The sequence below is a fragment of the Citrobacter sp. MGH110 genome (assembly GCF_001037515.1).
GTDB lineage: Bacteria > Pseudomonadota > Gammaproteobacteria > Enterobacterales > Enterobacteriaceae > Citrobacter > Citrobacter portucalensis.
Map to the genome: position 1 here is coordinate 2,682,600 of NZ_KQ089830.1, position 15,063 is coordinate 2,697,662.

At 50.4% G+C, this 15,063-nt stretch carries 17 protein-coding genes; 2 read left to right on the forward strand and 15 right to left on the reverse strand.

Annotated elements, in window-relative coordinates; all coding sequences use genetic code 11:
* Positions 1-61: 61 nt before the first annotated feature.
* The 11 genes from dinB to lafA all read right to left on the reverse strand — a co-directional run bounded on the left by dinB (position 62) and on the right by lafA (position 9,352).
* A complete protein-coding gene (gene dinB, locus SK38_RS12705) occupies positions 62-1,117 on the reverse strand; it encodes a DNA polymerase IV (protein ID WP_048236046.1) in 1,056 nt (351 codons plus the stop codon).
* 66 nt (positions 1,118-1,183) lie between these two features.
* On the reverse strand, positions 1,184-1,825 hold the full coding sequence (locus SK38_RS12710; RefSeq protein WP_048236047.1) for a hypothetical protein: 642 nt from the start codon (positions 1,823-1,825) through the stop codon (positions 1,184-1,186).
* Between the two features lie 55 nt (positions 1,826-1,880).
* On the reverse strand, positions 1,881-2,879 hold the full coding sequence (gene lafU / locus SK38_RS12715) for a putative lateral flagellar export/assembly protein LafU (RefSeq protein WP_048236048.1): 999 nt from the start codon (positions 2,877-2,879) through the stop codon (positions 1,881-1,883).
* A gap of 2 nt (positions 2,880-2,881) precedes the next feature.
* Positions 2,882-3,745 (reverse strand): flagellar motor stator protein MotA, encoded by an 864-nt coding sequence (motA, locus tag SK38_RS12720; protein WP_043015281.1) that lies wholly within the window; start codon positions 3,743-3,745, stop codon positions 2,882-2,884.
* A 29-nt stretch (positions 3,746-3,774) separates the two neighbouring features.
* Positions 3,775-4,491 (reverse strand): FliA/WhiG family RNA polymerase sigma factor, encoded by a 717-nt coding sequence (locus tag SK38_RS12725; RefSeq protein ID WP_048236049.1) that lies wholly within the window; start codon positions 4,489-4,491, stop codon positions 3,775-3,777.
* A 20-nt stretch (positions 4,492-4,511) separates the two neighbouring features.
* The gene (locus tag SK38_RS12730; protein ID WP_048236050.1) at positions 4,512-4,982 is read right to left on the reverse strand and encodes a flagellar basal body-associated FliL family protein; all 471 of its coding nucleotides are present in this window, start codon (positions 4,980-4,982) and stop codon (positions 4,512-4,514) included.
* Between the two features lie 7 nt (positions 4,983-4,989).
* Complete coding sequence (locus tag SK38_RS12735) at positions 4,990-6,165, reverse strand: flagellar hook-length control protein FliK (RefSeq protein WP_048236051.1); 1,176 nt, start codon at positions 6,163-6,165, stop codon at positions 4,990-4,992.
* The gene (locus tag SK38_RS12740; RefSeq protein WP_043015277.1) at positions 6,162-6,485 is read right to left on the reverse strand and encodes a hypothetical protein; all 324 of its coding nucleotides are present in this window, start codon (positions 6,483-6,485) and stop codon (positions 6,162-6,164) included. Before SK38_RS12740 ends, SK38_RS12735 begins: the two co-directional genes overlap by 4 nt.
* A 4-nt stretch (positions 6,486-6,489) precedes the next feature.
* Positions 6,490-6,882, reverse strand: coding sequence for a flagellar export chaperone FliS (fliS, locus tag SK38_RS12745; RefSeq protein ID WP_003843794.1), 393 nt, complete (start codon positions 6,880-6,882; stop codon positions 6,490-6,492).
* A 33-nt stretch (positions 6,883-6,915) separates the two neighbouring features.
* Positions 6,916-8,241, reverse strand: coding sequence for a flagellar filament capping protein FliD (gene fliD / locus SK38_RS12750; RefSeq protein WP_048236052.1), 1,326 nt, complete (start codon positions 8,239-8,241; stop codon positions 6,916-6,918).
* A gap of 196 nt (positions 8,242-8,437) precedes the next feature.
* Positions 8,438-9,352, reverse strand: coding sequence for a lateral flagellin LafA (gene lafA, locus SK38_RS12755; protein WP_048236053.1), 915 nt, complete (start codon positions 9,350-9,352; stop codon positions 8,438-8,440).
* A 549-nt stretch (positions 9,353-9,901) separates the two neighbouring features.
* Between lafA and SK38_RS12760 the strand changes: the two genes are divergently transcribed.
* On the forward strand, positions 9,902-10,852 hold the full coding sequence (locus SK38_RS12760) for a transcriptional regulator (RefSeq protein ID WP_048236054.1): 951 nt from the start codon (positions 9,902-9,904) through the stop codon (positions 10,850-10,852).
* Complete coding sequence (locus tag SK38_RS12765) at positions 10,830-11,309, forward strand: hypothetical protein (protein ID WP_048236055.1); 480 nt, start codon at positions 10,830-10,832, stop codon at positions 11,307-11,309. The genes SK38_RS12760 and SK38_RS12765 overlap by 23 nt, the downstream gene beginning before the upstream one ends.
* On the opposite strand, the gene SK38_RS12770 is transcribed toward SK38_RS12765, so the two are convergent.
* The 4 genes from SK38_RS12770 to SK38_RS12785 all read right to left on the reverse strand — a co-directional run bounded on the left by SK38_RS12770 (position 11,306) and on the right by SK38_RS12785 (position 15,057).
* Positions 11,306-12,307 (reverse strand): hypothetical protein, encoded by a 1,002-nt coding sequence (locus SK38_RS12770; protein ID WP_048236056.1) that lies wholly within the window; start codon positions 12,305-12,307, stop codon positions 11,306-11,308. The genes SK38_RS12765 and SK38_RS12770 overlap by 4 nt on opposite strands.
* Before the next feature lie 25 nt (positions 12,308-12,332).
* Positions 12,333-13,262, reverse strand: a complete 930-nt coding sequence (flgL, locus tag SK38_RS12775; protein ID WP_048236057.1) for a flagellar hook-associated protein FlgL — start codon at positions 13,260-13,262, stop codon at positions 12,333-12,335.
* 17 nt (positions 13,263-13,279) lie between these two features.
* The gene (flgK, locus tag SK38_RS12780) at positions 13,280-14,656 is read right to left on the reverse strand and encodes a flagellar hook-associated protein FlgK (RefSeq protein ID WP_048236058.1); all 1,377 of its coding nucleotides are present in this window, start codon (positions 14,654-14,656) and stop codon (positions 13,280-13,282) included.
* A 98-nt stretch (positions 14,657-14,754) separates the two neighbouring features.
* The gene (locus tag SK38_RS12785) at positions 14,755-15,057 is read right to left on the reverse strand and encodes a rod-binding protein (protein ID WP_029139422.1); all 303 of its coding nucleotides are present in this window, start codon (positions 15,055-15,057) and stop codon (positions 14,755-14,757) included.
* Between the last annotated feature and the right edge of the window lie 6 nt (positions 15,058-15,063).

The window sequence follows — 15,063 nt, forward strand, 5'->3', positions numbered from 1 at the left end:
CTGCACGCTGGTTTGTAGGCCGGATAAGGCGTTTACGCCGACATCCGGCAATTGTTCTGAATCACAGCCCCAATAGCAGTTGTCTTTCCATTTGTGGATCCAGCAGCGTGACGTGTAATCCCACCAGCCTGACACCTCGCCCTCCCCTACGCTCGTCCCAGGTCTTGCGCGCTGTCGTAATTAAGTCATCTTTATTTAAGCGCGGCCAGACGTGCTCCTGCGTAGTCTGCTGAAAATCATTAAACTTAAGTTTTATCCCCTGGCGAGCGATCAGCAGATCCGGCTTTACCTTTGCCAGACGCCGTTCCAGTTCAGGATAGAGCCGTTCAATTATCGCCTCACACTCCGACCACTCGTGAATATCTTCCGCCAGCGTACGCTCCACGCCGACGGATTTACGCAGCCTGTCGTTGTTGACGTCCCGCTCGTCAATCCCCTGACTGCGCTCCCACAGCACGCGACCAAACTTGCCGAAGCGTTTGAGCAGCATTGCCAGGTCGTATTTTTGAACATCCTCGCAGGTACGTAATCCCATTGATTCCAGCTTAGCGGCGGAGACTTTACCGACGCCTGGTATTTTGCCTAACGGTAACGTTTTGAGAAATGCAGGAACATCGGCAGGGGTAATCACATATTGCCCATTGGGTTTGTTGAGATCGGAAGCTATTTTTGCCAGAAATTTTACCGGCGCAATTCCGGCAGAGGCGGTTAACTGTAACTCGTTAAAAATTGTCTGGCGGATTTCCTGAGCGATCAGCGTAGCTGAGCCGTGGCAGTGGGTGCTGTCGGTCACATCCAGATAGGCTTCATCCAGCGAAAGTGGTTCTATCAGTGAGGTATAGCGGGAGAAAATAGCCTGAATCTGGCGGGAGGCTTCTTTATAGGCCTCGTAACGACCAGGTAATAAAGTGAGATGCGGACACAGCTTTAATGCCATTCCAGTTGGCATTGCGCTACGCACGCCAAATTTGCGCGCCGGGTAATTGGCTGTGCTGATAACTCCCCGGCGCTCGCGGCTGCCGCCGATGGCAATGGGAATATCGCGCAGGGCGGGGTTATCGCGCATTTCCACCGCCGCAAAAAAGCAGTCCATATCAACATGTATGATTTTGCGCATCACTCGCCTCCCACAACACTGTTTAAGTATACAGTATTTTTATGGTGTGAGAAGTATGATTATTCCTTACGCCGGAGCATTCATGACGAAGCGCGCATCGCACAGATAACGCACGATGTCCGTTTTCGTATGCTCCGCAGGATTGCCCGCCGTACTGACAAACAGTTTATTTACTTTGCGAATATTTGCCCGCAGCAGTTTTTCGATTGTCATCAGGCGAAAGGCGTCATTTTCAACGCAGAAAAGTTCGTAATCTCCCAGACGTTCGCCACAAATTTCACAGTGATTCATCCAGTAACGTAGCCCGGTGGTTTTACTTTTATCGAGGTAATAATTACTGGCTTTGATGTTCCTTTTTATCTCTTCAGGCAGGGAATTAATGTGGAACAAAAAGCTGTTACGCCTGACCGACTGCCAACCCTGACCATCCTGATTTTTCTTCATAAAGCGGGTAAACATCACGCCATGAATGCGGGTAATTTGGTGGCAGCTCCAGCAGTGCATCTTCGAGGTAATCACCAGATAGTACGGCGCGACAATATTGAAACTATCGGTGTCGTAGACATACTCACGCAGCGCCCCGTTTAGCTCATGGGGTTCGGCGTACCAGATCCCTGAAACCTTGTCGAAATGCGCACCCTGACAGGCTACATCAGTGACGTCATCAGTATGAATATCCAATGGAATAATATGGGTTACATCTATCACATTGCCTTCCTGCGGGATAATTTTCCCCCACGTTGCGTGGGGGACGGGAACAGAATTAATGCGTGACGGGAGCAGATTGTTGACGTAAAGACGTCACCTGCTTTTGCTTGTCCAGCTTATCAACCAGCGGTTGCACAATCTTCTCTCCCTGTTGGCCGAAATATTGATACAGCGTATCGGAAGCGCTTTGCGTCAATACCATGATCTCAATGCGACGGTTACCGGCGCTTTCCGGGTTTTTCGCGTCCAGCAGCATTTGGTCCGCCATCGCACTGACCTGCATGACTTTATCCTGCGGCATTCCTGCATCTTCCAACACGCGTCGTGCCGACAATGCGCGGTCGCCGGAGAGGTTCCAGTTATTATAAATATTGCTCTTATAGCTCATCGCGTCGGTATGCCCGGTGATGATTATCTTGTTATCCAGCGAGTCAAACACGGGAGCCAGCTCAACCAACAGAGATTTAAAGAACGGCATAATTTTGGCGCTACCGCGTTCAAACATATTGCGGTTCTGGTCATCTTTAATCAGTACACGCAGCCCCTGAGGAACAATCTCCATCTCGAGGTTAGTTTCCATGTGCGCGTTGCGGGCGATAACGTTAATGTCGGTCGCCAGCTCGCCCAATTCGCGGGCTGACTTTTGCTTCAGTAACGTCGTTTTCTCGTTCACGTCCAACGCCTTTTTCGCATTATCTTCGGTGATCTTCGCCGTCTCCTGCGGGTTGACGGTTTTATCGAGTTTGTTGCGCGTGACGTTTTTCTTCTGCGCCCCCGGCGCTATCGGCTGCTTGCCCAGCTTGTTTAACGGCGCCATACCGCCACCGTTAAAGATTGACTGACCATGCAGCGCTGCCACGATGTTTTCGCGGTCAGCTTTACTGACGCTGTTCACAATCCACAGCGTCATAAACAGCGCCATCATCGCCAGCGTAAAGTCAGCAAATGCCACCTTCCACGCTCCCCCATGATGACCTGCATGGTTCTTTTTAATTTGTCGGCGGATAATGGTGGTTTTCGCGCCGCGATCGCGACGATTTGGCCCCTTCCTCATGCTTATTCTTGCTCCAGCATCGCGTTCACCCACGCATCCAGATTGGCGAATGTGGGTTTGGAAGCCAGATGAAGAAGTTTACGCCCGGCATCAACCGCCAGCAGCGTCGGCTTACCGCCCGCCTGCGCCACCAGCACGGTACGTACGCATTCAAGCAGCGAATGTTCTGCCCGTGCCTGCTGTTCCATGGCGTTTGCCAATGGGTCCATCAGGCAATAACAGATGAATACCCCTAAGAAAGTCCCTACCAGTGCCGCCGCTACTTTCAATCCGATAAGCGCAATGGAACCATCGATAGATTGCATGGTGATGATAATGCCCAGTACCGCGGCACAAATGCCGAATCCAGGCATTGCCTCGGCGGTACGCTGCAATGAGCGCGACGGTGTTAACAAAGATTCTTCCGCGGTATCCAGTTCCTGATCGAGGATCCCTTCCAGCTCGTGGGCATCAATTTTGCCCATCGCCATCAGACGGAAGTTATCGGCGATAAAGGTCACCAGGCGTTTTTGAGTCAGTACCAGCGGGTATTTCTGGAAAATGGTACTTTCTTCCGGCTGTTCGATATGCTGATCCAGCATACGCAGACCACCGTTCTGCACCATTTCCAGCAGCTCATACAGACACATCAGCAGCTGACGCTGAAACTCCGGGCCCATTTTCTTTTTACTGATCACCCCTTTGATCTGGTGGACGATCTCTTTGAGTACGTGCACCGGGTTACCAATAATCATTGCCCCCAGCCCCGCACCAAAGATAATAATAATTTCTGCCGGCTGCCAGATGGCAATTAATTGTCCGCCAGCCTCAAAATAGCCACCAAATACGCAGCCTAAAACCACCAATAAACCAAAAATCTTTTGCATTACGTCCTCCGCATGTTGATTCGGAATTGTTAATCTGGATATAAACAATCACGAATCTTGTGCGTGATTTTTTTATTCATTTGACAAATACGGGCTTCAGTCAGCCCTAATACCAGCGCAATCTCTTTTAAATTCATATCGTGCTGGTAATACATTGAGAGCACCAGTCCCTCTTTTTCGCTGAGTTGGCTCAGGGCATAACCCAGCATTTCCTGCGTGACGAATTGTTCCTCAAGCCCCCGCCCTTCGAGCGGCGCAATCGGTATATCGCCATTCAGTAATTCATCCAGACTGGCCAGCGATTCGGCGCCTTCCAGTTGTTGGTATTCCTGATAATCTTCAGACGACAACCCCAACCGGGAAAGCTCCTCCCATGAGGGTTCATGCCCGAGCCGGGTACGCGCATCACGAATCAAATCTTTAATCTGATGGTATTTTTGTCGTAGCTGACGCGGCCGCCAGTCGAGGCTGCGCAGCTCATCGAGTATGGCGCCACGGATACGATGGACGGCATAACCGGCAAAGCCCTCATCCGGTTGACCATAGCGGCGAATCGCATTCAGCAATCCCATCAGCGCCGTTTGCTCCATATCCTGCCTGTCCATAACGCAGGTACATTGCGGCGCAAGTTGACGCACTATTTTTCGCACCAAAGGAAGATAGGCCTGTAAATAATGGCTCTCTTGCTTTGGCGTTAGCACGGGCGTCGCATTAAAGTCTTCTGACTCGTAAGCATCCTGGATCATGTTATTTCCTGGCTTGTCGTTTATTGAAACACGACTTTTTTCACCAAAATGTCCTTATAAGGTGTCGCCATTTTGCGTTTCGCTAATTCAATTTTCAGATTTTCAAATATTTTCTTTCTGATATCGGAGATCTTCAGCGCCCGAATATCCTCATATTTCATGTTCGAGAGTTCATCTACCGTAATACTTTGATAGAGCGGTTCGTCTTTCTTAATTTTTTCAGCGTCTTTCTCTGAATCAACGACCATTACCAGCTCTGCCACCATGTATCTGTCTTCCCCTTCATTATCATGAAGCGTAACCACCGTTTCCGGCAGGGAGACAAAAATACTGCTGGACTCATCCTGGCTATCTTCCGCTTCATGCGCAGGCTTATCTGCTGCTGTTGCGGTTCCTTTAGTCATAGAATGATAAATGCCCCATCCTGCGCCCCCTGCAATACCCAGCGCCACGACGGAGCTAATCAGACACGCGATAACAATTTTCTTCATCTTGCTTTTACACTTTGATCAGAACGGATTCGTTCTGTTGAAATTGAGGCTCATCGTTAAGCGTTAGCGCCGACGTAACCTCGTCCTGTTGATGATCTGACTGCTGTTGCTGCTGTTGCGATTGCCCCTCGGAAGAGACCTGAACGTTCACTTCCATGAAGTTTTGCGCCGTGAGGTGCTGGCGTAAGTTTTCGCTAAATTGCTGCAACGAGCGGCAGACATCACTCTGATTTGCGCCGATGTGAACCATCAGCTTTCCGGCATCCAGCTGCACGGCAATTTCCAGTTTGCCAAGCGAAGGAGGATCAAGACGAATAGTCGACACCTGCTGTTGCTGGCCCAACTGGAATTGAATTCTGTCTTTGAGCAGCGCGGTAAGCTTCTCTCCGAGTTCCTCTGTTGACAGCGTGGTCGGCGTCGAAACTTGCGTCGACACCACACTATGATCGCTCAGGGCATTCACCGGCTGATTTCCCTGTGCCGCCGTATTGAGCAAACTTTGCGTCGCAAGCGTTGGGTTAACCGCCACGCCATCCGTTTTTCTCACCGCCATCGGGCGAGGAACGCTATGATCCTCAGACTTCACGCGGGCGGATATTTGCTGTGACGTTGAAAGCGAAGCAGGTTCAGGCGCGATCGCGCGCAGATCCTGAGCGGAGAATGTCGCCAGTTTGGCCTGCTGATCCGGCGTTGCCTGAGGCAAATCCTCGCCGATCGACGCCAGCAACGTTTGCAGCTTAGGCGGCAGTGACGATAAATCCGTGGCATGCTGCTCAGCCGACGGCGAGGACGTTTTTCCTTGTTGAGCCATCGCGCCCGCCAGTTGACGCAGAAGCGATGAACCTGATTGGGAGGTTTGCACCTGCGCCAGCATTTTCAGCATCTCACCGTCCGGCTGCTTCTGGGTTGGTGCAGACGCTGACGCCTGAGCCGGTTGCGCCAGCAGCATCGCCAGCAATGCCTGCATAGCCGCAGGATCTGCGTCATCGCGCTGATGCCCGGCCGCCGACGCCTGCTGTTGGTTGACTTTTGCACCAATCAAACGTTCAGCCACCGCGTTAAGCCCAGCCTGCGGCAAAGAAAACGTGCTGCCGCTCGTTGACGTTGTTGCGGCTGAGATAGCCGCCTTTTCCGGTGTGGCCTCTGCCAACGCACTGGCCGAGGCCAGTAATACAGGATTCATGCCTTCTCCGAAATTAAATTAACCATTGAGTACGCCAACATTCCTTCCTGGTTTTGCTGATGTTGATCCATGCGCGCTTTAAGTTCTTCCGCACGCTGCGTTCGCCGGGTTATTAGCGCCTCAAACGCCGCATGCATTTTGCTTTTCACTTCCCTCAGCGCCCCGGCATCAGTTTCCCAGGCGGCATAGTCATGAAAAACGCGCATCACCTGCTGATGCAGGCCGGGTAATCGTCGCCAACGCTTGTTATCCAGCGCGTCGTTCATCTCTTGTACCAGGGCATAAAGCTGCTGTTGCTGTTGCAGACGCTCTCTTTGCATCGCCTTATCCCAGTTTTGCCGACAGACCTTCCCAGCCCGTGCGCAGATTCGTCAGGATGAGGATCACTTCATCAATTTTTTCCAGCGACAATTCGCCGCTGGCTTCGTACAGGCGGTAGACACAGTGGTCATACAGCCGGGACAAATTCACCACCAGCTCGCCGCCCGTTTCAAACTCCAGCGAACTGGTTAAGGCGTTGAGAATATCGATGCATTTGTTGATGCTTTGCGCCTTACGCTCGTAGCGTTTGTTCTCAATGTGGCTTTTGGCGCGTTCCAGCTCGTCCATCAGCCCCGAAAACAGCACCAGCACCAGCTCTAACGGCGATGCTGCTGCGGTACGCGCAGCAAGATCCATCTCTTTGTATTGCGAATAACCATCCTGCGTGTCGTACATGTTGATTCTCAGTCCTTCTCTTAAACCAGCCGGTTACATAAACGCGGCCATACTCACTTTCATGGTATACGTTTGAACCAGCGTATTGGTGTACTCTTCCACGTAGCGCTCGTAGTTGGTGTTATAGGTTTCAGTCAGTTGATCGCTTTCGTCCTGAATTTTGCTCTGCTGGTCATCAATGTTTTCCTGACGCATGGCGATGATGCCGTTGCTGGAATCCAGATAGCTTTCCATCAGGTCGTCCATCTGCGCGACCATGCTGTCTTCCCCGACGAAAATAGAGGTCAAACCGTCCGGATTTTCTTCCATTTCTTCGCTGAACTGGGTGGAGTCAATTTGTAAGTGACCGTCGTCATCCAGCGTGATGCCATAGTCGACAATCGAAACACCGCCGTAGGAGGCATGAGCAATATCATCCATCTGATTTGCCAGCGAATTCATCCCGGCGTCACCGGCAAAAACCCCAGCAGCCGTGTCGTCATCGCCATAGCTGGTCAACGAATCGATGGTGTCGATTAACGTGTTGTAGGCATCCACAAAGGTCTGCACTTTGGCCTGCGATCCGCTGGAGTCTTCCGCAACGGTAAACGTGGTCACATCGTCAGGATCGGTAGGGTCGCTGACCTCAGAAAAGGTCATCGTCACGCCGGGGATAACATCATCAAAAGTATTGGAGCTATTGGTGATTTCAGGACCATTTTCATTTCCCAGATGAATTTTCGCGTCCTGCGCATCCGTTAACTGCTGCTCACTCGATGACTCCGCCGTAGCAAGATCGTCATTGCCCGAAACGCTCACCGAAAAACCGCTTTGTTCGCCGGTGGTATCAGAAGTCAACATAATGGTGGTGGTGCCATCGGTTTTAACCAGCGCCGCCGAAACGCCCGGGTTGTCGTCCGAGTTATTAATCGCATCAACCAGTTCACTGGCATCAACGCTGTTATCGCCATCCTCGTCGACCGTGGACAGGTCAATATCCATGGTTGTGCCATCGTCCATGGTGAGCTCGAATGTTCCGGTCGCGGCGTAGGTATCGTCGCTCATGCTGAACGTGGTTTGTTGCGCCTGCGCCAGTTGTGAAACATAGAATGAGTATGTTCCGGCCTGAGCTTCCGAGTTCGCCGATACGGTATTCGCGTCATTACTAGAGGTAGCAGAAAACGTCAGCGGACCGTCGGTGTCGCTGTTCAGCGCATCGATGGCCGTCTGAAAGTTCGTCAGCGCGGTACTGAGCGAGTCCAGACCGCTGCTCTCTGCATTCAATTCGTTCTGTTCGTTCTGCAAATTCGTCGCCTGGGTAGCAATATCGGCGTAGGCAAACTCTTGTGCTAATTTTTGGATCGGACTCGTAAAACTCATAATCGATGACTCCGTGCAACGTTATTTATGTAATAGCAAAACACATGCCAACATTTTTTATTATTCAGATTCAGTTAGTTAACTTAGTGGCGGAAATGCGTTTTCCCTTCCCCAGGAAAGTTTTCAGCTAAAAACCAGGTCGCTGAAAGCACAACACCGCCGGGTGGCGGTGTTGTGAATGACGTTAAGTCAGGAATTACTGCAGCAGGCTGGAAACCATGCTGGACATGCTGTTGGACTGCTTCAGCATGGTGATGCCAGTTTGCATCAGCACCTGTTGCTGGGTCATGTTGGACGCTTCCGTCGCGTAGTCGGTATCCATAATGTTACCGATCGCCACTTCAGTGTTGTCCTGCATGCTGGTCAGGTTAGCTGCGGTATCGTTCAGACGGTTGATAGATGCGCCCAGTTTGGACTGGATCTTAGACACGTCATCCATTGCAGTCTGGATAGTTCCAATCATCGCGTTTGCAGAGCCAGAAGTGGTCAGTTCGGAGCCGCCAGAGATACCTGCGCTACCGGTCTTATCTGCCTGGTCACCTTTGAAAGAAGCACTAACCTGATCCAGCGCACCGACCAGATCGTCCAGTTGGCTGGAGATGTTAACGGTCATGGTGTCAGAGGATTCAGCACCAACCTGGAAGGTTACACCGCTCTGGAACAGACCATCTTTACCGGTGTTGCTGGTACCGGAAACACCGAACAGGTTGGTGCCACCGTAAGTGGTGTTCTGCAGCATATCGGACATCTGCTGACCCAGTTCGTCGTATTCGTCCTGCATCGCCTGCAAATCTTCGTCGTTGTAGGTTCCGTTCGCTGCCTGAGTGGACAGGTCTTTCATACGGCCCAGTACGTCAGTCATTTCATCAAACATGCTGTCTGCAGTCTGCAGCATCGCAGTCGCATCGTTGATGTTGCTAAGCGCAACGCCCATACCGCTGGACTGCGCAGTCAGACGGCTGGCAATCTGTTTGCCCGCAGCGTCATCTGCAGAAGAGTTAATACGGTTACCTGTCGCCAGACGTTCCATAGAAGTAGACAGTGATGCGCTGCTTTTGTTGATAGCATTAACAGCAGACATTGATGCGGTATTAGTATTAATCGATAACATGGTACAGCTCCTTGGGAATAATCGTTTTCGTTTCGATACCCTGTAAAAACGACCGCCCGTTTGGAAAACTTAAAGCACTGCAAAAAAAATTTTTACGCTCCTCACCACATCATTAACCTGAGAGATAAACCGCCACTCTATTTTAGCTTTCCGTGCCCCTCACACAAACATCACTACACAAGTAAGATCTCAATCAAGATTTAATTAAAAGATTATTAGAGATATCTAATAATTGGTTGAAGGTTTACACACCAACAAGGTTAACATCATGAAATCAATGAGATTATACTTAATTAAAAACTTCTTAATCACCCACTCTTTAACCTTATTTTACATTTGGTTGCAAATGGCCTGTATTTTTATATTGTGAGTCTCAGACACTTTCGCTACATTTCAAATCCTTTTTTGGACAGCATAAAAAACACACAATACCGATTCGGCTGCTGTTTCACAGCCAGAAGACATTTCAATTTCTCCAGAATTTTAATGCACTGATTTTTAACGGTGTGACACCAGGGATATAAAAATCTTGCGCGGGTATATAAAACCATGAGTATTGTAGTCAACAACTGGCGGATGGATTCTTCACTTAATGCGTTAATCCATTGTGAAACAGGCGAGATACGTCGCCTGGGCGAATACCATTTTATTCTGTTAGAAACATTAGCTAAAAATGCCGATATTGTTTTATCTCGTTCATTTTTAATGACCGCTGTCTGGAAGAATCGCATCGTCGGTGGAAATAGCCTACCGACAGCCGTTCACGCCCTGCGGGTCGCTATCGATGATGATGGTAAACAACAGAAAATTATTAAAACCATACCTAAAAAAGGGTATTTATTTAATAAAAATTACCTGACTGAAACTATTGATAGTAATGAAGTTATTGCTGATGACAGCACTATTGATGAAGTCGAAAGGTCTACCGAGGTTGTTGAGACACTTACGCCTATTGAAACATTACCATCAGCAAACCAAGAAAAAATACCCTTACTAAACAGTCAACTATCATTAAAAAATCAGAGAAAAACAACTAACAGACGTTATCCTTACCGGGCCGTTCTGATAACCTTACCCGTTATTGTTATCGCACTGTTATTGTTTATATTAATCTCTTATTTTAAAGCACCGTCGGCCACTAAAACGCAAGAAGCCCCGCGGTTGGTTAAAAAGATACTGAAAAACACCGACCGTATTACGGCTTATCAACTTTATGATCCAGGTGAGAATAAGAAATCATTATCACTGGTTTCACAACATATTCTTCCTGGTGTAGAGCAGATCAATCAACTATTGGTCATGCATAGCGCCTCGATGACCCTTTATTATCGGGTTTCTCTCAACAAGCTTGCCCTTGATATTGTGCTAAGCAATCAATGCAATGACAACTGGCAGTTAGCGCTGAGCTTTGATAACTGGCTTAATAAAGATAATGAAATGAATGGTATTTTAATTAAAGAAGTGGAGAAAATGTTAAATGAAATACCAAAATGCAAATAATTACTTTTTCCCCCGCCTGTCCGCTTTAACGTTATTTTGTACCTTTATGGCCCAAGCCCGCATTGAAAATACGGTTATTGTTAATTACGATCTTAATTCTGGAAAAAGCGTACATTATGAACTCATTACGAGTCCACTGAATAAAAACACGACCGTTACTCTCGTCCCATTGGAGCAAAGTAACAAAACGCCATCAACGTTTAAGATCGCCGCCTGTATTAACCATTATACTGGCACGTCGAAACAGGGGGAGTTTCATTTTAGTACGACCAAAACCGATCAAAACGATTCTCGGCTGGCAAATTTCGGGTCGTTTGTGACAGAACACAACCTGCATACGTGGTGGATTCATTTAGACGCGCAGCAAAATTTGCTTTTTACACAGGATGTAGGAGGTCTGTTAATCACAGACCCCTCTACTTTTACTTTCTCAACAAAAGCATGCCATCAGGATTAGCTTAATAAACTACGGACCGTCTGACTGGAAAGCCGGGCTTGTCCGTTTACCGCCTGTGCTAATACCTGATAATTGTGATTAGCATGATCCAATACCCCTCCCAATGATTCAGAGGCTTTAACCGCGCTTTCTGCCTGCGGAAAACGCGCCATACCGTCAATCAGCTGTCGGGCCTTCTCCTGCTGCGCGGCCATTTGCGCACGCTGATCGCCAATAACATCCAGCGTCTGCTGTAAGCCATCCTGAGAACGGGAACCGCCCTGCCCGATATGTTTCAGAAGGTCTTCTGAACGGGACGGATCGGCAAACGTTTTGAGTAGGGTAAACGCCGATGAATTCGCATCAACATCGCGTACGCTCAGGGTTTGTTGGATCTGTGGCCACTGCTTTTCCGCAGTGGAAAAGCTCAGCGCCCCCTGCTGATCGTGCACCTGTACCCCGACACGACGCAGCGCGTTGCTCATCATCATTTTGTACTGGCCGGGATCCAGATCTTCACCGACCACCACCGCAGAATGCTGCGTTTGCCGCCCGTCAGAGACGCTGAACATACGTGAACTTATGGCGTTTTTTTGCAGCATTTGCGCCAGTTCAGGTGAGTGAAAAGTCACTCGCGCCTCGCCCTGTAAAACCGGACGCAGCTGCCTGTCGACCGCGCCACCGGACAACGTGGGCCTTTTTTCCAGCCACTGTGACAGCTCGGTCCCTTTTTGCTGCTGCGCCTGTGGGCCGCGGCGCGATGCGTGGCGATAGTCAAGCAAATGCTGTTCCAGTTGACCCAGGTAGTGGTCAGCCTGCTGCAGCGTGGTGAGCTGATCGTTAAGCTGCACGCTGTAGCGCTGAGGCCGGGTGGTAATGAGTGGTGAGGCCGGATAATCACTCGCCGTTGCGGGTAACTTTTGACGGACAGGGGCATTCTGCGCAACGGTATGCTGCTGCACAGAAGGATTAAGCGCTCCGCTACCGGAGAGTGATGTTGTATTTAAACCGACCTGCATACTATTCCTGAGCTACTGCTAACTGTTAAATCACACTGAAAAGGTTCAACTCACTCACTTTGGAGTAAGTTTTTAAGGTGGCTTCCATCGCCATTTCCAGACCGGTAAAGGTAATGGAGGCCGGGCCATAATCCAGATCGCTAAGTTGACTGATCAACTGATCGTTGGAGGTGGTGATATCCGTCTGAGCGCCGCTCAGCATGGTCATCGTATTCTGCGTTTCACCAATGGTGGCGATAGAGGCGTTGAGCGCGTCAGAAGCCACATCCACCGTATCGATGGCATTCTGAATATCGCTTTGTACCTGCGGATCGGCAGGGTCCACCGACGGATCCTGCAACTCTTTCGACAGCGATGTCAGGGTGTTCAGCACGTCGAGGCTGTCGCCGAAGAAATCGCTGACCGCAACATTGGTATCAACCTCAACGCCATTAGACACCGTGGTCTGGCGATGATCGTCGTTACCCTGATAGGTATAGCTGTCGATCACCCCGTCGCCGTCCTCATCCACCGCGACAATTGGCGGTTGATCGTTCACCGTCCCGCCAAACACATAGTGACCGTCTTCATCCTGATAATTCAGCGCTGAGACCATCGCTTCGGTCATCGACTGAATATCCTGCCCTAGGCTGGACAACGACTCAGCGGTATTGGTGCCGTTGGCGGCCTCCAGCAGATCGTCGCGAATCGCTAACAGATCGTTATTGACGCCATCCAGAATAGACTCCTGCTGGCTCATCCCCGCTGAGGCGGAATCAATATTAGTTTGATATTGGTCGAGAGCCGATTGCTGGCGGTTAAGCTGGGTGATTCTGGTCGCCGCAATCGGATCGTCAGACGGCAGCAGAATACTTTTCCCCGTCGCCATCTGCGTGACGACGTGAGAAAGATCGCTGGAAAGGTCGTTAAAACTCTGCGTCATGGACACATAAGACTGTTGTGTAGTGACTCGCATATTGATTCCTCTTCCGGTTAGCTACACATTTCCAGCACAGAGTCGAAAATGTCTGCGCCCGTTGAGATAACTTTGAGGTTGGCCTCGTAAATTTGCTGATAGGTAATGAGGTTCACCGCTTCTTCATCCATGCTGACGCCGCTGACGCTGCTCTGCTGGTTCTGTGCTTCGGAGTACACGTTTGCCGCCGCTTCCGCTTCCGTCTGGTTTTGCTGGCTGTAAATACCGATGTTACTGATGATCGATGAACAGGCTTCGCCCACGGTTACGCTGCCCAGCCCTTCTATCTCCAGCGGTTCGGTCGAGATATTGATCAGCGCCTGCAGGTTATCGCTGTTGCCGCTTTCGTCCGGCGAACTGGAAAATGCCAGCTCATCGGCGGTGATATCAGGGTTCACCTCCAGCGGGCCATCCGATGAGTTTTCGTCATAGATAAACAACGGTTCGCCGGGGTTTCCGTTCAGATCGTAGCCCTGGGCCAGTTGGGTGTTCACCGCATCGGCAAACTGTTCAGCCATGCTGTTAATCGTGCCGGTCAACGGCGTCAGAATTTCATTCTGATAATCAAACAGCGCACCCAGCGAGCCGCCGGTATCGGTGTTCATGGATGACGTGGTTCCGGCAAACGTCAGCGACATACTCTGCGTGCCGTCGGCGTTGGTGTCGAGTTCGATGGTAGAACTCTCCTGCCCGCTAACCAACGGCTGTCCGTTTTGCAGCGTGACGTTATAGTTGCCCTCATCATCAATATTGACCTGAACGTCCATGATGCCGCTCAGTTGTTCCACCATCTGGTCACGGGCGTCGTACAGCGCAGAGGCGTTATCGCCATTGGCTTCAGCTTCAGCAATTTGCTGGTTATAGCTGGCAATACCGCTGGTCAGGGTGTTCACCTGCGCTACCATCGCCTGTTCCTGACTGACAATCTCACTGCTTTGCGAATCGATATAATCGAGGGTGTTATCCACGCGCAGCGCCAGCGCGCCGGACTCGCTGATCACCTGCTCGCGCAGAGCAGAATCATCCGGGCTGGTGGTGGCTTCGTTGAGGGCGGCAAAAAAGTTGTCAAAGCCGCCGCTCAGGCTGCTGTTATCGTCGCTGAGCACGGTTTCCAGCTGAGTTAAATACTCTTGCTGGGTGTTGTAATAGCCGTAATCGCTGGCGGCATACCAGACCTGGTTCACCTGATACTGGTTCGATACCCGGCGAATGCTGTCCACCTGCACACCGTTACCCGCGCTGTTCGCCGAACCTGAACTGGCGCCAATGGTGCTGGTGATGGCCACCTGCCGGGTGTAACCATCGGTCATGGCGTTGGCCGTGTTTTGCGCGGTGACGTTAAGCTCCACCTGCGCAGTCGATGCGCCGCTGTAGCCAATGTTAATCATGTCCATCAAAGAGTCCTCGCCGGTCAGTTCCCCGGTCTGTCGTTAACAACCTTGCCGATTAAAAGCGGCGAAAAAACCGCAGTTCTTAAGCCGCCGCGCGACCTTTATCCTTTGTGATGCGGGGAGAGCTGTTTGACGATCATCGCCGCAATCCCAATGCCGTGCTGCTGGGCCAGGCTGTTGCATAGCTGATCGTCATAAAACCCCTGCATCATGCGCACCGAGTCGCTGTTAAACGGGTTATCTTTGGAATCGAAGATCTCATTGGTTTTACGCATTTCTTTCAGCATGTTGCGTAAGAAAATGGCTTCAAACTGCTGAGCGGCTTTCTGCAAATCGTTATCTTTAATTTTCGGACCCATTAACGCATCGCTGCCGTCAATGCCCCCGCTATGATTCACTTTGATATCGGC